Origin of the sequence: Arthrobacter sp. yr096 (genome assembly GCF_900108925.1) — a bacterium.
GTDB lineage: Bacteria > Actinomycetota > Actinomycetes > Actinomycetales > Micrococcaceae > Arthrobacter.
The window spans coordinates 599,678-619,158 of record NZ_FNYI01000001.1; the positions used below are offsets into that span (position 1 = coordinate 599,678).

General features: G+C 62.4%; 21 protein-coding genes and 1 tRNA gene. 13 read left to right on the forward strand and 9 right to left on the reverse strand.

The window, feature by feature from the left end:
* The 7 genes from BMY91_RS02835 (at position 1) to BMY91_RS02865 (ending at position 4,578) form a co-directional block, all read left to right on the forward strand.
* Positions 1–73: transfer RNA gene (locus tag BMY91_RS02835), tRNA-Ala, on the forward strand.
* Positions 74–393: 320 nt separating this feature from the next.
* Positions 394–936: a PadR family transcriptional regulator gene (locus BMY91_RS02840; protein WP_090817961.1), complete on the forward strand. Its 543-nt coding sequence runs from the start codon at positions 394–396 to the stop codon at positions 934–936.
* Positions 937–941: 5 nt separating this feature from the next.
* On the forward strand, positions 942–2,657 hold the full coding sequence (locus BMY91_RS02845) for an ABC1 kinase family protein (RefSeq protein ID WP_256212532.1): 1,716 nt from the start codon (positions 942–944) through the stop codon (positions 2,655–2,657).
* 28 nt (positions 2,658–2,685) lie between these two features.
* The gene (locus BMY91_RS02850; protein WP_090817964.1) at positions 2,686–3,207 is read left to right on the forward strand and encodes a universal stress protein; all 522 of its coding nucleotides are present in this window, start codon (positions 2,686–2,688) and stop codon (positions 3,205–3,207) included.
* Positions 3,191–3,625, forward strand: a complete 435-nt coding sequence (locus tag BMY91_RS02855) for a fluoride efflux transporter FluC (protein ID WP_256212533.1) — start codon at positions 3,191–3,193, stop codon at positions 3,623–3,625. Before BMY91_RS02850 ends, BMY91_RS02855 begins: the two co-directional genes overlap by 17 nt.
* A complete protein-coding gene (crcB, locus tag BMY91_RS02860; protein ID WP_090817969.1) occupies positions 3,622–3,993 on the forward strand; it encodes a fluoride efflux transporter CrcB in 372 nt (123 codons plus the stop codon). Before BMY91_RS02855 ends, crcB begins: the two co-directional genes overlap by 4 nt.
* A 54-nt stretch (positions 3,994–4,047) precedes the next feature.
* Positions 4,048–4,578: a ferritin gene (locus BMY91_RS02865; RefSeq protein WP_024817501.1), complete on the forward strand. Its 531-nt coding sequence runs from the start codon at positions 4,048–4,050 to the stop codon at positions 4,576–4,578.
* A gap of 42 nt (positions 4,579–4,620) precedes the next feature.
* Here the strand turns inward: BMY91_RS02865 and zapE are convergent, their stop codons facing one another.
* Genes zapE through BMY91_RS02885 form a run of 4 tightly spaced genes read right to left on the reverse strand, consistent with a single transcriptional unit; the run spans position 4,621 to position 7,735 of the window.
* Positions 4,621–5,772 (reverse strand): cell division protein ZapE, encoded by a 1,152-nt coding sequence (gene zapE / locus BMY91_RS02870; protein ID WP_256212534.1) that lies wholly within the window; start codon positions 5,770–5,772, stop codon positions 4,621–4,623.
* Positions 5,769–6,764 (reverse strand): magnesium/cobalt transporter CorA, encoded by a 996-nt coding sequence (corA, locus tag BMY91_RS02875; protein WP_090817975.1) that lies wholly within the window; start codon positions 6,762–6,764, stop codon positions 5,769–5,771. The genes zapE and corA overlap by 4 nt, the downstream gene beginning before the upstream one ends.
* Positions 6,765–6,774: 10 nt before the next feature.
* Positions 6,775–7,200 carry a DUF1761 domain-containing protein gene (locus BMY91_RS02880; RefSeq protein ID WP_090817978.1) on the reverse strand — a complete coding sequence of 142 codons (426 nt, stop codon included), beginning with the start codon at positions 7,198–7,200 and terminating at the stop codon, positions 6,775–6,777.
* A gap of 10 nt (positions 7,201–7,210) precedes the next feature.
* Positions 7,211–7,735 (reverse strand): Lrp/AsnC family transcriptional regulator, encoded by a 525-nt coding sequence (locus BMY91_RS02885; protein ID WP_090817981.1) that lies wholly within the window; start codon positions 7,733–7,735, stop codon positions 7,211–7,213.
* A gap of 172 nt (positions 7,736–7,907) precedes the next feature.
* Here BMY91_RS02885 and BMY91_RS02890 point away from each other — a divergent pair, with 172 nt between their 5' ends.
* Positions 7,908–9,143: an MFS transporter gene (locus BMY91_RS02890; RefSeq protein ID WP_090819110.1), complete on the forward strand. Its 1,236-nt coding sequence runs from the start codon at positions 7,908–7,910 to the stop codon at positions 9,141–9,143.
* Positions 9,144–9,161: 18 nt separating this feature from the next.
* On the opposite strand, the gene BMY91_RS02895 is transcribed toward BMY91_RS02890, so the two are convergent.
* The 3 genes from BMY91_RS02895 to BMY91_RS02905 are packed head-to-tail and all read right to left on the reverse strand — an operon-like array spanning position 9,162 to position 11,625.
* A complete protein-coding gene (locus tag BMY91_RS02895) occupies positions 9,162–9,668 on the reverse strand; it encodes an Lrp/AsnC family transcriptional regulator (protein WP_011775479.1) in 507 nt (168 codons plus the stop codon).
* Between the two features lie 57 nt (positions 9,669–9,725).
* A complete protein-coding gene (locus tag BMY91_RS02900; RefSeq protein WP_090817984.1) occupies positions 9,726–10,364 on the reverse strand; it encodes a TMEM175 family protein in 639 nt (212 codons plus the stop codon).
* 31 nt (positions 10,365–10,395) lie between these two features.
* Entirely contained in the window at positions 10,396–11,625 is a 1,230-nt protein-coding gene (locus BMY91_RS02905) for an MFS transporter (protein ID WP_090817987.1), read from the reverse strand.
* Between the two features lie 95 nt (positions 11,626–11,720).
* On the opposite strand from BMY91_RS02905, the gene BMY91_RS02910 reads away from it, so the two are divergent.
* Positions 11,721–12,695, forward strand: a complete 975-nt coding sequence (locus tag BMY91_RS02910) for a LysR family transcriptional regulator (protein ID WP_090817991.1) — start codon at positions 11,721–11,723, stop codon at positions 12,693–12,695.
* Here BMY91_RS02910 and BMY91_RS02915 read toward each other — a convergent pair.
* Positions 12,670–13,713, reverse strand: a complete 1,044-nt coding sequence (locus BMY91_RS02915; RefSeq protein ID WP_177179833.1) for a nitronate monooxygenase — start codon at positions 13,711–13,713, stop codon at positions 12,670–12,672. The two genes, BMY91_RS02910 and BMY91_RS02915, sit on opposite strands and share 26 nt — an antisense overlap.
* Positions 13,714–13,754: 41 nt before the next feature.
* Between BMY91_RS02915 and BMY91_RS02920 the strand changes: the two genes are divergently transcribed.
* On the forward strand, positions 13,755–14,696 hold the full coding sequence (locus BMY91_RS02920; protein ID WP_090817997.1) for an N-acetylglucosamine kinase: 942 nt from the start codon (positions 13,755–13,757) through the stop codon (positions 14,694–14,696).
* Positions 14,697–14,703: 7 nt separating this feature from the next.
* Here BMY91_RS02920 and BMY91_RS02925 read toward each other — a convergent pair whose 3' ends face one another.
* A complete protein-coding gene (locus BMY91_RS02925) occupies positions 14,704–15,723 on the reverse strand; it encodes a pirin family protein (RefSeq protein ID WP_090818000.1) in 1,020 nt (339 codons plus the stop codon).
* A 50-nt stretch (positions 15,724–15,773) separates the two neighbouring features.
* Here BMY91_RS02925 and BMY91_RS02930 point away from each other — a divergent pair, with 50 nt between their 5' ends.
* The 3 genes from BMY91_RS02930 to rsgA all read left to right on the forward strand — a co-directional run bounded on the left by BMY91_RS02930 (position 15,774) and on the right by rsgA (position 19,439).
* Entirely contained in the window at positions 15,774–17,570 is a 1,797-nt protein-coding gene (locus BMY91_RS02930) for a glycoside hydrolase family 35 protein (RefSeq protein ID WP_090818003.1), read from the forward strand.
* A gap of 31 nt (positions 17,571–17,601) precedes the next feature.
* Positions 17,602–18,054, forward strand: a complete 453-nt coding sequence (locus tag BMY91_RS02935) for an NUDIX hydrolase (protein ID WP_090818006.1) — start codon at positions 17,602–17,604, stop codon at positions 18,052–18,054.
* A gap of 215 nt (positions 18,055–18,269) precedes the next feature.
* Positions 18,270–19,439, forward strand: coding sequence for a ribosome small subunit-dependent GTPase A (rsgA, locus tag BMY91_RS02940; RefSeq protein WP_090818009.1), 1,170 nt, complete (start codon positions 18,270–18,272; stop codon positions 19,437–19,439).
* Positions 19,440–19,481: the final 42 nt, after the last annotated feature.

The window sequence follows — 19,481 nt, forward strand, 5'->3', positions numbered from 1 at the left end:
GGGGCTATAGCTCAGTTGGTAGAGCGCTTCGTTCGCATCGAAGAGGTCAGGAGTTCGAATCTCCTTAGCTCCACAAATTTCCCCGGATAATTCCAGCCGAGCCAATCCTCGGAGCGATCAGGTTGCAGGTAGTGCCGGGTCCCAGCCGCTGTAAAAGACGAGTACCTACTACTCGTGTGCGGGCATAGCCGGTTCGTCTTTACTGAACCCAGCGGATCCCCTGCGCCGGCTAATGATCCCCCTCGTTTGCCGGGCAGTCCCAAAGATCCGCGGCCGGGGCCGGGCGACACCACCCAGAAGTGTTGTCCGGTCCTGTGCTTAACCCAGCAGACCCCTTGGGTATATCGTTAACTATCGTTCAGTATCGTTCGCGACGTCCCCGAGGTGAGCAAGATGCATAATTCATTCCCTGCAAACGGATTTATGGGCAACAACCTGGATGGCATGTGGCAGGCTGTCGAAGAGTTTCGCTCCCGCTTCGAGAAGCGTGCCGGCACCCGTGCCGGCCGGGGGGAGTTACGGACGGCTATTCTGGCACTCCTTGCCGAGCGGCCCATGCACGGGTATCAGATCATCCGGGAAATCGAGGAGCGCAGCGGTGGCAACTGGAAGCCCAGTGCCGGCTCCGTTTATCCCACCCTGCAATTGCTGGCAGATGAGGGCTTCGTCAATGCCGAAGAATCAAGCGGACGCAAAATCTACTCCTTGACCGAAGCGGGTCGGGAAGACGTGGCCAGTGCCGAGGCATCCGCGCCGTGGGACTCCGTGGGCACCAGTTCGGGCCCGGGTTTTGCTGCCTTGCCCAAAGCTGGCGTGGACCTTGCGCAGGCCGCAGCACAGGTTGGCCGCACAGGGACGCCCAAGCAGGTTCAGGAGGCCGTTGCAGTGCTGGAAGAGGCTCGCCGCAGGCTGTACTCGATCCTCGCACAGGACTGAGGGCGGTGACGTTGGATCGTCGCCACCGGGTAGGTGCAACACCGGGCGCAGGGGACGCCCGCACCCGATATCGTCGGATCCTGCGGTTTGCTTCATGGAATCTCGCCGTCACGTGGTGGTTTGAGTTGTTCCTGCCCCGGGTGGGTCTGCGGTGGGTCTCTGATCGCAACCGCGCCCAGCGGATGAGGGGCTTTGCGAAGCGCTTCCATGACTTGGCTGTGGAACTTGGTGGCCTGATGATCAAGGTGGGCCAGTTCATGTCGTCCAGGCTGGACGTCCTGCCACCTGAGATCACGGCCGAACTTGAAGGGCTCCAGGACGAAGTCCCGGCGGTGCCATTTTCGGAGATACGTTTACTGGCCGAAGCTGAGCTGGGTGCGCCGTTGGAGACAGTGTTCGCCTCGGTTGAAGAGACACCTATAGCTGCCGCTTCACTCGGCCAGGCCCACCGGGCAAAGCTTCTGGCCGGAAATGCGGAGGACACCGGGCTCAGCAGCGTGGTCTTTAAGGTTCAGCGGCCGGGCATCGATACCATTGTGGACGTCGATCTGGCGGCTCTTCGCAAAGTAGGCGGATGGCTGAGCCGTATCCGCCTCGTATCGGATCGGGCGGATGTGCCTGCCCTGATCAAGGAGTTTGCGCAGACCAGCCTTGAGGAGATCGACTACCTTAACGAGGCCGCAAATTCCGAGCGCTTCGCAGCGGATTTCGCCGGTGACCAGAGGGTGACTGTGCCCGGAGTCGTGTGGGAACGGACAACGCGACGCGTGCTTACCCTCGAAGATGTCACTGCCATCAAGATCACCGACACCGAATCATTGCGGATGGCCGGAATTGACCCAGCGACTGTGGCGCCGGTCTTTGCATCCGTGATGTTTGACCAGCTGTTCACGAACGGCTTTTTCCATGCGGATCCACATCCCGGGAACATCTTTGTCACGCCCATCGCCGGCGCATCCGGCGAGCGACCCTGGAAACTAACATTCATCGACTTCGGCATGATGGGGGAGGTCCCGCCAAAGACCCGGAGCGGGCTGAGGAAGCTCCTGATTGCTGCTGCCTCCCGGGACGGCAAGGGCTTGGTGTCCGCCATCAGCGACGTTGGTGTGCTGATGCCATCTGCTGACACAGCAGAGCTGCAGCGTGCCATGACCCAGCTCTTCTCACGGTTTGGAGGAATGGGGTTCGCAGAGCTCCGCGATGTGGATCCGCGGGAATTCCGCGACTTTGGCTCCGAGTTCGGCGCTGTCATTCGTTCGTTGCCCTTCCAGCTGCCGGAGAACTTTCTCCTCATCATCCGTGCAATGTCGCTGACGTCCGGCGTATGCAGTTCCTTGGATGCCCGCTTCAATTTGTGGGACTCGGTGGAACCCTATGCAGCACAGCTACTCCGCGACGAACGTGGCAACATCGTCAACGACGTCGCGTCCCAGGCTCTGGATGCCGCAACAGTTGCTTTGCGCTTACCGAAACGGCTGGACGGGCTGATCAACCAAATCGAGGACGGTGCCCTGGAAGTGGGCAATCGTCGCCTCGAACGACAAATGGAGAGGCTCATCGTCACGGCGCGCAGGGCTGTAGCCGCCCTGGTCTTCGGGGCGCTCCTGATTGCAGGATCCGTGGTGAGGGCTGACGACGCGGTGCTCGGCAACGTGCTCATGATCCTGTCCGTCATTCCGTTGGTCCATGGTTTGTGGTCCGGGCGTCGTCGTCGTCCGTGAGCTACAGCCGGCGTCGTAGAATTGCCGTGTGACTGAGCCCCCAGCACCTCCTCCCGAGGCATCCAACAGCATGTCAGGTCCCATCCTGGTGGGTGTGATGCCGGGGCAGCGTCCGGTGGTCGTCGAGCAGGCAGCACAAGTAGCTGCCGCTGCGGGCCTCCCACTCGTGTGTGCATTTGCCGATGTCACGGTGTATCCGGTGGATGGCAGCGCCGGGGGTCCGGCTGCGCCCATTGATCCTGACGGGGTTGATGACGATGCTCCCTGGATTCCTGAGGAGTTGAAAACTGCCATTGCCTCGCAGCTGGCAGGGAGAGGCGTGGCGTGGTCCATCGTGCGTCTGGCAGGTGAGCCGGCGCAGGCCTTGGCCCGCCAGGCCAAGGACATAGGCGCGTCGATGCTCGTGGTGGGCACGCGGGAGCACACGCTGTCGGCGGCTTTTAAGGACCTGACGGCCGGCTCCGTGGCCCGGCAACTGTTCCATCGCCAGGACCTGCCGGTACTGGTCATCCCGGTGAACCCCCGGGTTCCGGATGATGATGACGACTGAGGCCAAGCGTCCGGTCCACTTGCACTGGAGATTTATCGGCATCGTGGCGGCGGGCGGCGTGCTGGGTGCCTTGGCGCGGTATGGCCTTGGATTAGTGATCCCGGCGCCGGGTGCGTGGCCACTTCCCACCTTGGTCATCAATCTGACGGGTGCTTTGGCGCTAGGCGCGTTGCTGGAAGGACTCTCCCGCAGCGGACCCGACGTCGGTAATCGCCGCGTCCTGCGCCTTGCCCTGGGAACGGGGTTCTTGGGCGCCTACACCACCTACAGCACATTGGCGCTGGACGCAGTCCATCTCTTCGCTGCGGGTGCAGCCCCTGCGGCCGCGGGCTACCTTCTGGCCAGCCTCCTGGGCGGCGCAGCAGCCACCACTGCCGGTATCTGGCTTGGCGCATGGCACCACAGGCGGAACCAATGACGGTGGTTCTGCTCGCTCTGGCTGGTGGAGCCGGCGCAGGGGTTCGGTTCGTCATCGACGGACTGGTCCGCTCGCGCCTCAAGACGGCGCTCCCTTGGGGAACCATCATTATCAACATCTCGGGTTCCCTGCTGCTCGGCTTTCTTGCTGGTCTTGTCATGCGCGGCCAAGCACCGGAATCCCTCCTCCTGGTTTTAGGCACAGGATTTCTGGGTGGCTACACCACCTTCAGTACGTCCAGCCTGGAGACCATCCGATTGGTCCAAAGTGGCAGGGCAGGACTGGCGCTTGTCAACGCCATGGGGTCAATGGCCGCGAGCGTTCTGGCCTCCGCTGCAGGCGTATTGATCGCTTCACTGCTGCCCTGAGCTGTGGTGAACTTCACCATCAAAAGTGTCATTGCCCGCCTGTAGGATCGAGCCATGGCTAAGAAGACTTTCAATGAGCTGTTGTCCGCCCAGGTCGCCAATGAGTTTGCGGCCTCCCAGCAATACATCGCAGTAGCTGTGTACTTTGACGGCGAGGACTTGCCGCAGCTTGCCCGGCATTTCTACCGGCAATCCCTTGAGGAGCGCAACCACGCCATGATGATGGTCCAGTACATGCTGGACCGCAACGTGCACGTGGAAATCCCTGGCATCGCTCCCGTGCGCAACAACTTCACCAACGCCAAGGAACCCATCGCACTGGCCTTGGAGCAGGAGAAGGAAGTCACCCGGAACATTGAGGAAATGTTCCGTGTTGCCCGCGCAGAAGGAGATGCTCTGGGTGAGCAGTTCATGCTCTGGTTCCTGAAGGAGCAGGTTGAAGAGGTCGCGTCCATGACCACGCTGCTGAACATCACTGAAAGGGCGGAGAACCTCTTCGACATCGAGAACTACGTCGCCCGCGAAACTGTGGGCGATGGCGGAAACGATGCCAGTGCCCCGTCCGCAGCCGGCGGCGTCATCTAGCTGTCCGCGTCAAACCACTTTTGGAGAGAGGCCGCCGGAAGCTTAGCTTCCGGCGGCCTCTTCGCGCGCCGGGGAATCGTCCACGCTGGAACGCCCCAGCAATGCCAGCCGGCTAGCGATGCGTGCCAGGTCCACGGGGAGGATATTGCCGGCGGCACCGATATCCCAGTCGAGGGGTCCTTGGCCGATCAGGAACAGCCGAATGTCCTGATCATGAAGGACGTCCACCACGTTGCTGAAACGCTGCCAGGCAGGAGCGGACGCAGAGTCGGTGATGGAGGGTGAGGGGACATCGTCAATGACCCACGTCGTGTAGGCGTCAGCCAACGCCAGGAAGTCGGAGGCGGACGTCAACCCACCACATAGCTCCTCAAAAGATACCCAGAGGAGATCGGGGTCCGAGTTCTTGACGACGATCGGCTGGGTGGTTGGGCTGAGCACCCGTCTTTGGGATGGCGGTGGCCGGAACAAGCCAAGGCGTCCAAGTTGTCCGGGCGTGCCGGGGGAGATGATGCGCCCTGAGCCGAATGCCTCAAAGCCAGTGCCCGAGGTGGACCCGTCGGCGGGAAAACGACGGAAGTCCCACGAGCCATTGATTTCCACGATGTCCATCATCTCCTTGATGGCCTCGATGGTGGGTAGGAAATGGTCATGCCACAGAGGATTGGGCAGCAAGTCATCAGGCGCGTAATTCGAGGTCACCACCAACGGAACGCGTTGTTGCGCGGCTGTCCGGAGCAGCCGGGAAATGAACATGCCGTCGCCGACGTCATGCACATGGAACTCGTCAAAGAAGAGCACGTCTGTGTCAGCCAGCAGCGCGTCAATTGAGTGTTGGATGGCGGTTCCGTTAACGGCGTCCAACCCACGTGTCCCCGCATGAAGCTTGCGGAAGAAATCGTGGAAGTGGACTCGCCTGGTCCGCAGGCCCAACCGCGCGTGGAAGCTGTCCATCAGCCAGGTCTTGCCGCGGCCCACGGGTCCGTGCAGGTAGATGCTTCGCGGTGCCTTTCGGGAAAATGTGCGACGCCGGCCCGCAATCTGGGCGCCAAAGGCGGCCAGTCGCTCGGCTGCTTGGCGCTGGCTGGACTCAAGCTCGAAACCCGAGCCCGCGGCGTCGTTCTCCATGCCGTCCATCAAAGTCCTGGCAGTCTCCCGCGCAGTGCCGGGAGCAGGCCTTGAAGGAGGTGTCACAGCCAGCCTTTTCTCTTGAAGATGAGGTACATCAGCAGGGCCGCGCCGAACATGAGGGCCACAGCCAGCGGGTACCCGAAATTCCAATGCAGCTCGGGCATATGGTCGAAGTTCATGCCGTAGACGCCGGCAACAAAGGAGGGTGCGAAGAGGATCGCAGCCCAGGAGGAGATCTTCTTGACCTGTTCGTTTTGTGCGGCGCTGGCCTCGTTCTGGCGGTTGGCCGTCAATGTTCCATCCAGCGTGAGCGCATTCTGCAGGAGGTCCCTGAATGAGTTCACCCGGGAGATGACTCGTTGGACGTGGTCCTCAACGTCGCGCAGTGAGCGCTGCAGTTCGATGTCCACGCCGTATTTTTCGAAACCCTTCTCCAGCAGGGCCATCATGTCCGGGAGCGGTTGGATGGCCCGCTGGAACTGGATGACCTCACGGGCCAGTTCGTAGATACGGCGCGACACAGCGCTGTCGCCGCTGAAAAGCTGATCTTCGATTTCGTCGATGTCATTCTCAAGGCCCGCCACGACGGGAGCGTAGTCGTCCACCACTTGGTCAAGAAGCGCGTAGAGCACCGCTTCGGGCCCGTGGCAGAGAAGGTCCGGACGCTGTTCGAGGCGGTGGCGAACCCGGGCGACTCCGCCGGTTTCGGCATGGCGGATGGTCACCACAAAGTTCTTTCCTGTGAAGATGTGCAGTTCGCCGAACTCTACCGACTCTGTGTCATCCAGGTACCGGGCCGGGCGGAGAACGGTAAACAAGTTGGTGTCGTACCGCTCAAGCTTGGGCCTCTGATGCGCCGACACCGCGTCCTCCACGGCCAGCTCGTGAAGTCCGAACTCGTGGGCGACGGCGGCCATCTCGTCTTTCGTGGGCCGGTACAGGCCAATCCAGGCCATGCCGCCATGCTCCGCCAGCGTCTCAAACGTTTGTTCGAGGTTGTGCGGGGTTGCTGTGCGTACGCCGTCTACATATACGGCGTTGTCGATGATGGTCACTGGTTGAACGCTACTGCACGGCTCCAATGATGGCGCCCGCAATGGTCATGGCTACGATGTCGTGGCCGGAGTCGATCACAGTTACTACTGACGGGCGCCCTGCGAAGCCGTTGTGGATGACATGGCCGCCGGCGCGGAAAATCACGGCGGCAACCAGGGCGAAGAAGCCTCCGGCTACGAAGGTGTTGATTTCCAGGGCGCTGATGAGGACGGCGAGGAGGATGCTGGTCAGGGCTGCAGCCACCATCATGGGCACCCAGATGCCTGCCCCGCCCTCGATGTTCTTGAGGTCGTCTTCGGTCTTGCCGATTGCCTGCATCCACCTGCGTCCCAGGACGGCGGGCATGTACCAAATAAAGCCGATCACCATGCTTGAAACGAAGGCCAGAAGTACGGCAAGCCAGTTGATCTGGGAAATGTGTGAGAGCCAATCCATGCCTGAAATCCTAGTCCGTTCCGGCCTCTGAACCGACGCGCTGGCTATCCTGCCTGGCGCGTGTTGGGGCTGCGGCCATCCTTCCGATGAGTGGCTCTGTGCGGTAGGGAATATGCGTGTGCAGGGCCAGCACGGTTTCAGTCCTGATAACTCCCTTGGTGCGAAGGACAGAGCGCAGCGCGGACTGCAGATTGTGGGTATCCGTTGCCACCACCCGGCACCACAGATCTCCGCGCCCTGAGATTTCGTGCACTTCCAGTACTTGGGGAATCAGGCGCAGGGCGCCAATGACGCCGTCCAGTTCCCGGTGGGTCACTTCAATCGTGACGAAAGCGACGACGTCGTACCCCACCTTCTCGAGATCAACTTCCCGCCCCGCCGCCTGCAGCACGCCGGAACGCAGCAGGCGCTTTACGCGGCTCTGGGCCGTGTTGCGGGCTATGCCCAGCGCATCGCTCAACTCTGCGATCTGGATGCGAGGGTCCTTGATGAGCTCCAGCAGTATCTTCAGGTCCATAGGATCCAAGGTGTTCAAATGGTCACTCCAGCTCACTTGGTGGGAAGTACTTTGAGTATTTTGATCAATCTTTGCACTCTTGTAAGCCTTTCAGATCAGCGTTGCTGCATTCTATTGCCATCATTACTTAGCCAAACTGCGCTCCCACAAGGAATCACACAGGGCGGCCACCGAGTCCGAAGGCATGGAAATGACTGTCTTGAGCGAACTCCGCATGCGTCCGGCTACCGCCGAACGCTGGGGATGGGATGCCTCCACCACGGCCAGGCTTGTCCTGGCCGGCGTTGTGATCTTTACGTTGCTGGTGGGCGCCAACCTCGCCACACCCCTCTACCCGTTGCTGCAAGCCAAACTGGGCATGTCGTCCCTGGACGTGACAGTGGCGTTTTCCAGTTACGTCCTTGCCCTCGTGGCAGTTCTCATGGTGGCGGGCCACTGGTCGGATCACATCGGCAGGCGGGCCGCGCTGGTCCTGGCGGTCCTGGTCGGCTTGGTGGGCGGAGTGATTTTCGCGAATGCGGACACGCTTGTTTCGTTGTCCCTCGGCCGGGCATTGCAAGGCGTGGCTGTTGGCCTTGCCACTGGAGCCAGCTCCGCTGCCTTGCGGGAGTTGTTGCCGCAAAGGCCTGATTGGGCTTCCCGGTTTACCCTGCTGTCCTCCGCAGGTGGCGTAGCTGCAGGTCCCGCAATCGGCGGTGTCCTCTCGCTCCTGCCCGACCCCACCCGCACGCCGTACTACCTCCATTCGGCCGTGTTGCTTGCTGCGCTGGTTCCTTTGTGGTTGCTCAAGGCCCGGCCGGCCATCGCACCGGCCCAGGGGCCAAGGCCGCTCAAGGTCCTTGCGCCGCGGAAGCCATCCATCTCCAGCGACGCTCGCGGAGCGTTTTGGATGGCGGCGGCTACCGGTTTCCTGAGCTTCGCTGTGTTTGGGTTTTGCTTGTCCCTGGCTCCGGGCTACTTCGCCAGCGTGGTCCACGCCGATTCGCGGCCATTGATCGGCGTGCTGGCGGGCGTCACTCTTGGGGCCTCGGCCCTGAGTCAGCTCCTGGGGGCGCGCGGGCGCTTCGTGGTCCCGGTGGCTCTTGCTGTTCTGGGAGTGTCGGTAAGTCTGGTGGGGGCCGCCGCTGCGTGGTCCAGTCCGTGGCTGTTGGTGGCCGCGAGCATCACTGCGGGGGCAGGCCAGGGGATTGCCTTCCGGCAGGTCTTCAATGAAGTAGCCGGAAAAGTGGAGGCGGCCCGTCATGCGCAGGTCATCAGCACCGTCTACGTGATCACGTATCTGGGAAGCGCGGTTCCAGTGATTGGCTTGGGGCTGGCCGTCGCGGTGTTTGGCCTGCAGGCCGCCGTCGTGGTTTTCACTGCGGTGTGCGGCGTGGCCGCACTGGCGCTCGCGGCAGGATCTCTTCGGAAGGCCTTGCGGGACTGAACGCCGCTGCGCCGGCCCTTATTCGGGCAGCGGTCCCCGGTTACCCGGGATGTGCTGGAAGACCATGGTGGTTTCGGTGTGACCCACCACAGGGTCGGTGGCGAGGTTGTCCAAAAGCCAGTTGCGAAGGTCGTCCGTGTTGGCCACGGCAATATGGAGAAGGTAATCCACCGAGCCTGTGGTGTGGAACGTGGAAATGACCGCCGGAAGCTTGGGGACTCGCGCGGTAAAGCGGTCGATCTGGTCGCGGTCGTGTGCGCGGAGGCGAACGGCAATGAGGGCCTGTACCGATCGGCCAATAGCCGGAAGGCTCAACACGGCCTCGAAGCCTTCAATGATTCCGCGTTCGGAGAGCGCCCTGGTGCGCATCAAGGCCGTGGAGGGGGCGATCCCCACAAGTTCAGCCAGTTGCTTGTTGGAGATGCGGGCGTCGTCCACCAACGCTGCGAGAATCCGTTCATCAATCGCGTCCAGCGGCTCTGCGCTGCCCGTGCTTGACCGAACATTCTTCGTGGGGTTGCTCACGGATCCTCCTGAAATTGCCTTCCATCCATCATAGGCTGTGAATTCTTCAGGCGACCATCACTTTTGGAGGGCTGCGTGGTCGCGGCGTCTGGCCACGTGTTGAAGCGGTCCGCTCAGCAGCATCAGCAGCAAGGTCAGGTTTCCCGCGTCGGGAACGATCAAGGCCACCAGCAGGGCTGCCAGGAACAAGCCTGCGACGATGCAGCCGCCTCGGATTCCGGACCGTGTCTCCAACGGGTCCAGATCGTGGAGGTCCGGGTGGTAGCGCAAGTACAAGCGCGCTGCCAAAAGCATGAGGCTGGTGGCCAGGAGGGTTCCGATGTAGACCAGAGCCTGGGCGCCGTCCGCCTTCATCTGCGTTGACAGCGAGGTGGCAACAGGCATCCACACAATGGTGAACATCCAGGCGATGGTCAACCACAGCAGGCCTGTGTCTATACGGTGGACTTTCCGGAAGAGCCGGTGGTGATGAACCCAGAAGACGGCGATGAGCACAAAGCTGAGGACAAAACCGAGGAGGGCGTACTGTTCGTCAGCCAACCATTCGGCCGTGGTGCCCTCGTGGTCCGCGAGTTCACCCACGCTTTCCATGAGCGGCAATATCAACAGGGTCAGGGCAATCGCCACGACTGCATCGGTAAACGCCTGCAAACGTTCCGGCGACGACAGTTCCCGGGCTTTCGTGACCTGTGTCATGCCTCCGATTGTAGGACCAGATCGCCCGAAATCAGCTGGAGTGGCGCGCTGGCCGGTGGACTGCCAAGGTGACTGCCGCCGTCGTGAATGAAAGGGCGATGACGCTCAACGCCAAGGCGGGCCAGCCATACGCCTGAAATGCCAGCCCACCCGCCCAGCCAATGACGCTGGAACCGAGGTAATAGGACAGGTTATACAAGGAAGCTGCCTGGGCCCGTCCTGTGGTGGCAATGGTTCCCGTCCACCCTGAGCCGACACTATGGGCCGCAAAGAATCCTCCGGTGAAGATCACCAGCCCTGCAAGGGTGGCTGCCAGGTTCTCCATCAACGTCAGCGCCAAACCGCACGACATGACGGCGATCCCGGTCAGGAGCACATTCCGCCTGCCAAACCTCGAGGTGAGCCCCGCAGCCCACCGTGAGCTGACGGTGCCGGACAAATACGCCAGGAAGATGAGGCTGACCACGGTGGCAGGAAGACCAAACGGTTCTGCATGCAATCGGAATCCGAGGTAGTTATAGACGGCCACAAAGCCGCCCATCAGCAGGAAAGCCTGCAAATACAAGGCCACCAGCTTGGGATTGCTCGAGTGGCCACCCAAGGTCCGGAGGGCTCCGCGAAAGCCCATCGCCGGAGCAGGGCTGAAACGCCTTTGCTTTGGGACAAGCACCAGGAAGAGGACAGCGGAGACAGTCGCGAGGAGGGATACAGCCAAAGCTGCAGCCCGCCAGCCCCAGAGCTCGCCCACGGGGCCGGCCACCAAACGCCCGGTCAGCCCGCCCAGGGTAGTCCCGGCAACGTACGTTCCCGCTGCCAAGGCAGTGTGAATCTTGGTGACTTCCTCGTTGAGGTAGGCAATGGCGATGGCCGGGATGCCACCCAACGCCATTCCTTCCAATGTTCGTAGGCCCAGCAACAACGGCACGGAGGGTGCCAGGGGTACCAGGAGCCCCAGCAGGGTAGCAGCGCCGATTCCGATGGACATGGCACGGACGCGGCCAATCCTGTCGGCCACGAAAGACCACGGCAGCACTGTGATGGCAAGCCCTACCGTGGCCAAGGAAATGCTGAGGGCGGCCTCGGCGGCTGTGATGTTCAGGTCGCTGGCCATGAGGGGCAGGACAGCCTGTGTGGAGTACAACTGCGCAAAGGTGGCCACGCCGGCCAGCGCCAAAGCGGCAAGCAACCGCCGGTATCCCCGGGACCCTTTGGTGTGTCCGTCCCACGTTTCGGCGGTGTTTATGGCGATTGCTTTACTCACCCGGCAAGGTTAGGACGCAGTCGACTCCGCATTCCAATGCATGATTTGAGTACGATTGATGCAGAAATGCATGAGTAATTCAGGCAAGGAGACACGTGGAACCCGATCATCAGCAACTCGTCCAGCTCCTTCCTCTGCTGCCGGTCCTTGCTGAACTTGGCCGCACTGAACACATGACCGAAACCGCTGAGATCCTCGGCGTTCCCCAATCGACAGTCAGCCGCGCCGTGGCCCGGGCCAGTGCGATCGTCGGCATGGACCTGCTGATCCGCGACGGCCGCGGCATCCGCCTGACGCCCGCTGCCAGGACCCTGCTTCCCTACATCGAGGCAGCTCTGGCGGACTTCCAAGCAGGACTGGACAGGGTGCGCCATGAGTCCGATGTGGTGCGGGGGCGCATTGGCGTTTCCTTCCAGCACACCTTCGGCGAAGCCACACTTCCGTTGCTGATCAGCGCTTTCCGTGGCCGCCACCCGCAGACCATGTTCGAGCTGTGGCAGGGGCCGAGGGACGATTGTCTGCAACGGATGGCCAGCGGCGATATGGACTTCGCGCTGATCGCGCCCATTGCTCCAGAAGGCAGGGGGATCCGATCGTTGCCGCTCTACCGCGAGCCGCTGAGGGTGGTCCTGCATTACAGGCACCCCTTGGCGGGGCGGTCCAGCGTGCGCCTTTCCGAATTACGGCACGACCCCTACATCACCCTTCCAGAGGGAGTCGGCCTGAGGGCGCTGGGTGAGGCGCTGCTGCGTGAATCCGGGTTTCGTCCCCGGATCGCTTTCGAAGTCCAGGAGTCCACCTCTGCCCGCGGCCTGGTTTCCGCTGGCCTGGGGTTCAGTATCCTTCCGCCGGCAGGCCCAGGCTCAGGCACGGGCCAATTCCTTCCCGAGGCCGAGCTTGGACTGGTGGAAGTGGCTATCGAATCGGAACTGGCCTTCCGGCAAATCGGGATTGCGTGGCGTGAGCGTAGTTTTGAACCGGATGCCGTACGGCTGTTCCGTGAATTGGTGGTGACGGAGGGCGGCGGATTACTGGCCGAACTGGTCAGAGCCCGTTCAGGAACTCCCTGACCACTTCCTTGGCAGAACCTTCGCGTGCCTGGCGCCAGCCCGTGCCGGCCCACAAGTTGAGGCGCTGGGGATCGCCGGCGGCGGATGAGGCCGCGCGAACAGGCGCTGTGAGGTGGTGAATGGCGGGGTAGCCCTCCGGCGCATCCCGGTGGTCGAGCACGAACTCATTGACCAGCGATCGTGCCAGTCGCCCCGTGAATGCCCGGGTCATGGCTGTTTCCGTGAAGGAAGGATCGCCCAGCGCATCCTTGTGCGGCGTCCGGGCTCCACTTTCGTCGGTGCGGACCAGGGCGGTACCGACTTGCGCGGCTGTTGCACCAGCGGTCAGAACGTCGCGAAGTGCGCTGCCGTCCATGATTCCGCCTGCTGCTATCAGCGGAAGCCCGACGGCGGCACGCACCTGGGCGACCAGTTCCGCCGTCGTCCGGGCCGCCAGTGTTCCCGCACCGTCTGCGCTTTCGGTCAGGAAGGCGGCCGTGTGCCCGCCTGCGGACTGGTGTTGGACGGCGATGGCGTCCGGGCCTTCCTCCGCAGCCGCGAGGGCCTCCGCAACGGTCGTGACGCTGGAAATGACCATGCTTCCCGCCTTCTGCAGCGCGTGGACCACTGGCTTTCCCGGGAGACCGAAAGCGAAGCTCACCAACTCCACGGGATCGGCCAGCAGGGCATCAATCTTTTCCTGCCACGCGTCGTCGTCATCCAGGCGCAAGGAAGGAAGGTCCACCCCGTAGCGGGCAGCGTCGGGCTCCAGCTCACGACGGTAAGCCTCAAGGCGGGCCACTGTATCCGGAGCCGGCGGCAGCTGGCGATGATCCGGCACGAAGAGGTTGATGCCAAACCGAATGTCGAGGGCCCGCGCGGAGGCGATGTCAGCAGCCATGGCTTCGGGGCTCTTGTAGCCAGCGGCAAGGAATCCCACACCGCCACCCTCCTGGACTGCCTGCACCAAAGCAGGCGTTGACGTTCCCCCAGCCATGGGAGCTGCAATAAACGGTGTGCCAAACAGGGAATCGGGCATATGCGGTTTCTCCTCGGGACGCTCCAAGCTAGTCTTTCACGGTGAACAATCTTGACTCTGCCCAGCATTCCCATGCCACTACGGAGGCCTTGAGCGGCACCGTCATCGGGCTCGATATCGGCGGCACAAAGACCCGCGGTGTGAGGTTTGAAGACGGAGCTCCGGTCCGGGACGAGAATGCCGGAAGTTCCAATGTCCAGAACGTGACGCGGGAGCAAGCCATAGCCAACCTGGCCGAGTTGTTCGGCAAGATTGGTGGGGGACGGATTGATGAGGTCTACGCCGGTGCGGGTGGGATTGACACCGACCAGGACGCTCAGGCGCTCGCAGACCTGATCGCGCCCCATGCGCCCGGGGCCCGTATCACTGTTGTTCACGATTCGCGGCTGCTGCTGGCAGCCGGGGGAGCAAGCACGGGAGTGGCAGTGATCGCCGGTACCGGTTCTGCCGCGTGGGGGAAGAACGACGCCGGCCAGGAAGCCCGGGCGGGCGGCTGGGGGTATCTCCTCGGTGACGAAGGAAGCGGCTACTGGCTGGGACGCGAAGCCGTGCGGCACAGTCTTCGGCGGATGAACCAGGGCCTGGAACCTGATCAGCTGAGCCGTGCACTGCTGGATTCATGCGGTGTGGATGAGCCGGGGAAGCTGATCGCCCTCTTCCATTCGCCTGAAACCGGCCGCCGATTTTGGGCTCAGCAGGCCCGCCTTGTAGTGGAGGCCGCTGATGCGGGCGATGAAACCAGCAAAAAGCTGGTGGAGCAGGCAGGCCGTGACTTGGCTGACCTGGCCGCGCAAGCAGTCCTCCAGTTGGGTCTTGACGGGCCAGTGATCCTGGGCAGCGGGCTCGGTATGAATGTTCCGCGGCTTCAGGAAGCCTTCGCTGCCAAGCTGGCCGAAGGCGGCATCGATGACGTGCGGATTTTGACGCAGGATCCTGTCTTCGGGGTCCCGCGGCTCGTGGCAGAGCAGCGCGTCCAGCCGTAGGAAACGTCTAGCCGCGGGTCCTCGGCCGCAGCTTGACACCGGGAAGTGGCGGAGCGGGAATGCGGCCGGCTTCCGGTCCGGCATCAGGGCCGTGGCCTTGGACGAAACCAAAACGGGAGGCCGCGGCAGCGTCGTCGTCGAGCAGTCCCTCGGCTTCCCATTCTTCGCGGGCCTGTTCCACTTCCTCATGGGTCCGGCCCACGAAATTCCACCACATCAGGAGGTCTTCACCGAACGGTTCGCCGCCCAGGAGCATGAATCGGGTGTTTGGCCGGGCGTCGACACGCAGGCTCGACCTGCCGGCGCCGAGGTAAGCCAACGGACCGGCCTCAATGTCCTGACCATCGATCACAACATGACCGTCCAGAACCAGCACCGCGTGTTCAAAGTCAGGGCGCAACGGCAGCTCAAGTGAACCAGCGCCCGTGATGTCGGCTCCCACGATGGGGCTGAACATGCTGGCGGGGGAGCGTTGGCCCGCAAACTCGCCCACCATGACCGTTGCGGTGAAGCCGTCGCCCACTGCCACGGGCAGGTCCTTGACCTGTTCGAAGGACGGCGCGCGGTGGCGGTGCTCCTCCGGCAGGGCAACCCACAGTTGGAGTCCACGGGAAACGGGGATTTCCTCCAGCAGGGGACCTGTGGTGGCGGGAAGGACCGAGAACTCCGAGTGTGAGATCCCTTTGCCCGCGGTCATGATGTTCAGCTCGCCAGGCCGGACCACGACGTCACTGCCCACGCTGTCTCGGTGCCGAACCGCGCCTTCCATGGGCCAGGTCACCGTTTGGAGTCCGCAGTGCGGGTGGGGGAGGACGCTCATGGCCACCCGATCCGGCCCGAAGCTGTCCAGGAAGCACCAGGCGCCTACGGTGGGTAGCCCGCGTTGAGGCAGCGTCCGCATGACGTTCATGGCCCGGACACCACCCAGGGGAACTTCACGCTCAGGCCACAACTGAACGCACGGGCCTTGACCCTCCGGCGCCGCCGGGCATACTTCTTGTGCCGGGGAAGTATCAAGATTGGTCACGTGTTCATCACCTGTGCATAAATGTTGGAAATTGAGCTAATCTGTTCTGTGTGAACAACGCGCTCTTGAGCTACCACGACGCTGTCCTTTACCGTTCGGGTGAACCGTATCGCATCCTCGCCGGAGCCATCCACTACTTCCGGGTTCATCCGGACCTATGGCAGGACCGTCTGCGTCGGCTCAAGGCAATGGGCGCCAACACTGTGGACACCTACGTGGCCTGGAACTTCCACCAGCCGCAGCAGGATGAAGCGCCGGACTTCAGCGGATGGCGGGATCTTGGCCGCTTCATCGACCTCGCAGGCGAGGTGGGACTGGACGTTATTGTCCGTCCCGGACCCTACATCTGCGCCGAGTGGGACAACGGCGGCTTCCCGGCCTGGTTGACCGGCATTCCCGGCATCGGCCTGCGCTGCATGGACCCGGTCTTCACAGGTGCGATCGAGGAATGGTTCGATCACCTGCTCCCGATTATTGCGTCCCGTCAAACGTCTGCAGGCGGTCCAGTGGTGGCGGTGCAGATTGAGAACGAGTACGGCAGCTACGGCGACGACCATGAGTACATCCGTTGGAATCGACGGGTCCTTGAGGAACGCGGGATCACGGAGTTGTTGTTCACTGCCGACGGCGGCAACGACTACTTCCTCGACGGCGGCTCCGTGGAAGGAACCTGGGCGACGGCAACACTGGGAAGCCGCGGCGATGAGGCGGTAGCTACCTGGAAACGTCGCCGGCCTGACGAACCATTCTTCAACGTCGAGTTTTGGGGCGGCTGGTTCGATCACTGGGGCGAACTGCACCACCGCCGTGACGCTGATGATGCGGCAGCGGAAGCACGGAAGATGCTCGATCTCGGTGGTTCACTCTGCGTCTACATGGCTCACGGAGGGACCAATTTTGGCCTGGGGTCCGGCAGTAACCACGATGGCACCATGCTCCAGCCCACAGTCACGAGCTACGACTCAGACGCACCGATCGCAGAGAATGGAGCCCTGACCCCCAAGTTCCATGCCTTCCGCAAAGAGTTCTTCCGCGCGCAAGGAATCGAAGACCTCCCGGAGTTGCCCGCCGAACTGTTGGCAGATGCTCCTGTACTGCCCGCCCAGTCGTTGCCACTGGGCCATGGCTCAGGGCTGTTGGAGTTGGCACGCGCCGCCGGAAAGCAGATCACCAGCGTCAAGCCGCTCAGCTTCGAAGAGTTGGGACTCGACGCCGGTATGGTCCTCTACGCCTCCGAAGCCATCCTGCCGGGCCATTCCGACGCTCCCGCGGAGAGCAGGCTGAAGATCACCGGGCTGAACGACCGTGCCTACGTGTGGGTGGATGACCACTTTGTTGGTGTCCTGGACGACGTCACCGGAGCCGAGGGCCTAACGGTTACTGGCACCGGGATTCCAGCCAAGATCGACATCCTGGTGGAGAACCTTGGACGGATCAACTATGGTCCGTTGACCGGCCAGGGCAAGGGCATCCTGGGAGGCGTCCTGGTCAACCAGCGCTATACCTTCCACTGGACGCAGACTCCCGTAGCGCTGGCCGACTGGAAGCAAGAGGACCTGGAATCCTTGGCAGGAGCCGACTTCGAAGTTGATGAGCCGGCAGACACCTATATCGCCCTGCCTGATTCCGGCAAGGGCTTCGTCTGGCTCAACGGTTTTCTCCTGGGCAGGTATTGGGAAAAAGGACCGCAGGTCACCCTGTATGCACCTGCCCCACTGCTGAACGCCGGCCGCAACAGCATCAGGGTATTGGAGCTCGTGAAGCCCGGGACCGTCGTCGAACTTCGCGAGGAGCCAGATCTCGGGCCTGAAGAAGGCGGCCCGATCGCCGCGGCCGAACTTCCGTAGGGATGTGGGCCAAGGGAATTATGCTGGCCCCATGACCCTGCAGTTCGATACCCGTCCAGCCGCTTACGCTGTGATCGTCCAGGATGGGCAAATCCTCCTGGCCTACTGGAAACAGGACGACAAGGAAGGGTGGACGCTCCCGGGTGGAGGCCTGGATCTAGCAGAACATCCGGTGGATGGATGCCGGCGTGAAGTCTTCGAAGAGACCGGCTATGAGGCCAGGATCGAGCGCATGCTGGGAATCGACGTCGGGCACTGGCCAGGGGAGACCCGGCCGGATGGTTCCGTGAAGGACTTTCAGGCACTTCGGCTGGTGTATGAGGCATCAGTGATAGGCGGCGAATTGACTCATGAGGTGGATGGCAGCACTACCCACGCCGCATGGATTCCCCTGCCGGACATTGAACAGCTGAACCGGGTGTCCCTGGTGGACACGGCGCTCCGCTTGTACACGGAGCGGCCCGAGGACGGCAAGCTCACGTAGAGCGCGGGTCTAGCCAAATTCGGCAGTGGTTGGCTAGGCTAAGCATCGTTGCCGGCATTTCAATGGCCGGCCTGGATGCCAAGGAGGTGGATTTGATGATTGTCATGATCTTGCGTGCCCCGCACTCATTTGCGGCGCACCGTCATCACCCCACCATTCCTGTCCCGGTATCCGCCTGCCAGAGCTAGGTGGCCGGGCCTCATCAGAGGCTTCCATTGAACACTTTCGCTTACTCAAGCAACCCTTTAACCAGCTCCGTCCAGCCCCTCCACGGGCCCATGGAGTACGGCTACACCACTAAAACCGCGGAGCTTTTCCGCGCCCATATGGACCCCAACGGGCACAATAATGCCGCCCCGGGTCGTGTAGTCCGCCTCGACCGGAACCGCGTGCTGGTTGCATCCGGCGACGGACTCCTTCATTTGCCCTACCCGGCTCACAGTGTGGTACCGGCCACCGGTGACTGGGTGTGGGTAGGCCACAATGCCGCAGGTGAGCCGGCCGTCGTCGAGGTCCTGCCCCGGCATTCCGCACTAAGCCGCAAGAGGGCCTTTGAGGCTTCTTCGGAAGAACAAATTTTGGGCAGCAACGTGGACATCGTGGCGGTGGTGGTTCCTGTGGACCGTCCGCTGACCCACAACCGTCTGGAACGGACGCTGGTGGCTGCATGGGATTCCGGTGCCACGCCGCTTGTCGTCATCACTAAAGCTGACCTGGCCGATCTGGCGGATGACGTTGTGGGCGAGGTCATCCTGCAGGCGGCCGGCGTGGACGTTGTCACTACTTCGGCGGAACACGGTGACGGACTCGACGAACTGATGAACCACATTCCCGCGGGTTCAACGTTGGTGCTGCTGGGGCCGTCCGGCGCCGGGAAATCGACCCTTATCAACGCCCTCGTGGGACGCGACGTCCAGCAGACCGGCGCAGTCCGGGCAGGAGACGGCAAGGGAAAGCACACCACAACGTCAAGGGAACTGGTGCCCCTGCCCGGTGGTGCCGTACTGATGGATACCCCGGGAGTCCGTGGCTTCGGGCTGTTCGACGCCGATGACGGGATGGAGGAGATGTTCGGGGACCTTGACCAACTCTTCGCGCGCTGCCGTTTCGCGGACTGCGCGCACCAAGCAGAGCCGGGCTGTGCCGTGCAGGACGCCCTTGCTGACGGAAGCTTGGATCCCCGCCGCTGGGCCAGTTACCTGAAACTGCAACGTGAGTTGGCTGCTCTTGCCAGGAAACACGATGCAGCGGCACGCCGCGCCTACCAGCGCGAATGGCACCAGAAGGTGGTGTCAGCGGAAAGAGGCCAGCGGGCGGCGGAGCGATACAGGCATGACCAAGCTGAAGAACGGTCCGGGAAAAATGGAAAACGACGGAAGCGCTGAACATTGCCGATTCATTACGGAAAACGTGGCGGCGCTGACATC

Bases quoted from the DNA above. Each gene is read 5' to 3' on its own strand.
- BMY91_RS02840 (WP_090817961.1), top strand. From the start codon at position 394: ATGCATAATTCATTCCCTGCAAACGGATTTATGGGCAACAACCTGGAT.
- BMY91_RS02935 (WP_090818006.1), top strand. From the start codon at position 17,602: ATGACCCTGCAGTTCGATACCCGTCCAGCCGCTTACGCTGTGATCGTC.
- BMY91_RS02880 (WP_090817978.1), bottom strand. From the start codon at position 7,200: ATGGATTGGCTCTCACACATTTCCCAGATCAACTGGCTTGCCGTACTT.
- BMY91_RS02915 (WP_177179833.1), bottom strand. From the start codon at position 13,713: ATGCCCGATTCCCTGTTTGGCACACCGTTTATTGCAGCTCCCATGGCT.
- BMY91_RS02865 (WP_024817501.1), top strand. From the start codon at position 4,048: ATGGCTAAGAAGACTTTCAATGAGCTGTTGTCCGCCCAGGTCGCCAAT.
- BMY91_RS02900 (WP_090817984.1), bottom strand. From the start codon at position 10,364: ATGACACAGGTCACGAAAGCCCGGGAACTGTCGTCGCCGGAACGTTTG.
- crcB (WP_090817969.1), top strand. From the start codon at position 3,622: ATGACGGTGGTTCTGCTCGCTCTGGCTGGTGGAGCCGGCGCAGGGGTT.
- BMY91_RS02890 (WP_090819110.1), top strand. From the start codon at position 7,908: ATGACTGTCTTGAGCGAACTCCGCATGCGTCCGGCTACCGCCGAACGC.
- BMY91_RS02855 (WP_256212533.1), top strand. From the start codon at position 3,191: ATGATGATGACGACTGAGGCCAAGCGTCCGGTCCACTTGCACTGGAGA.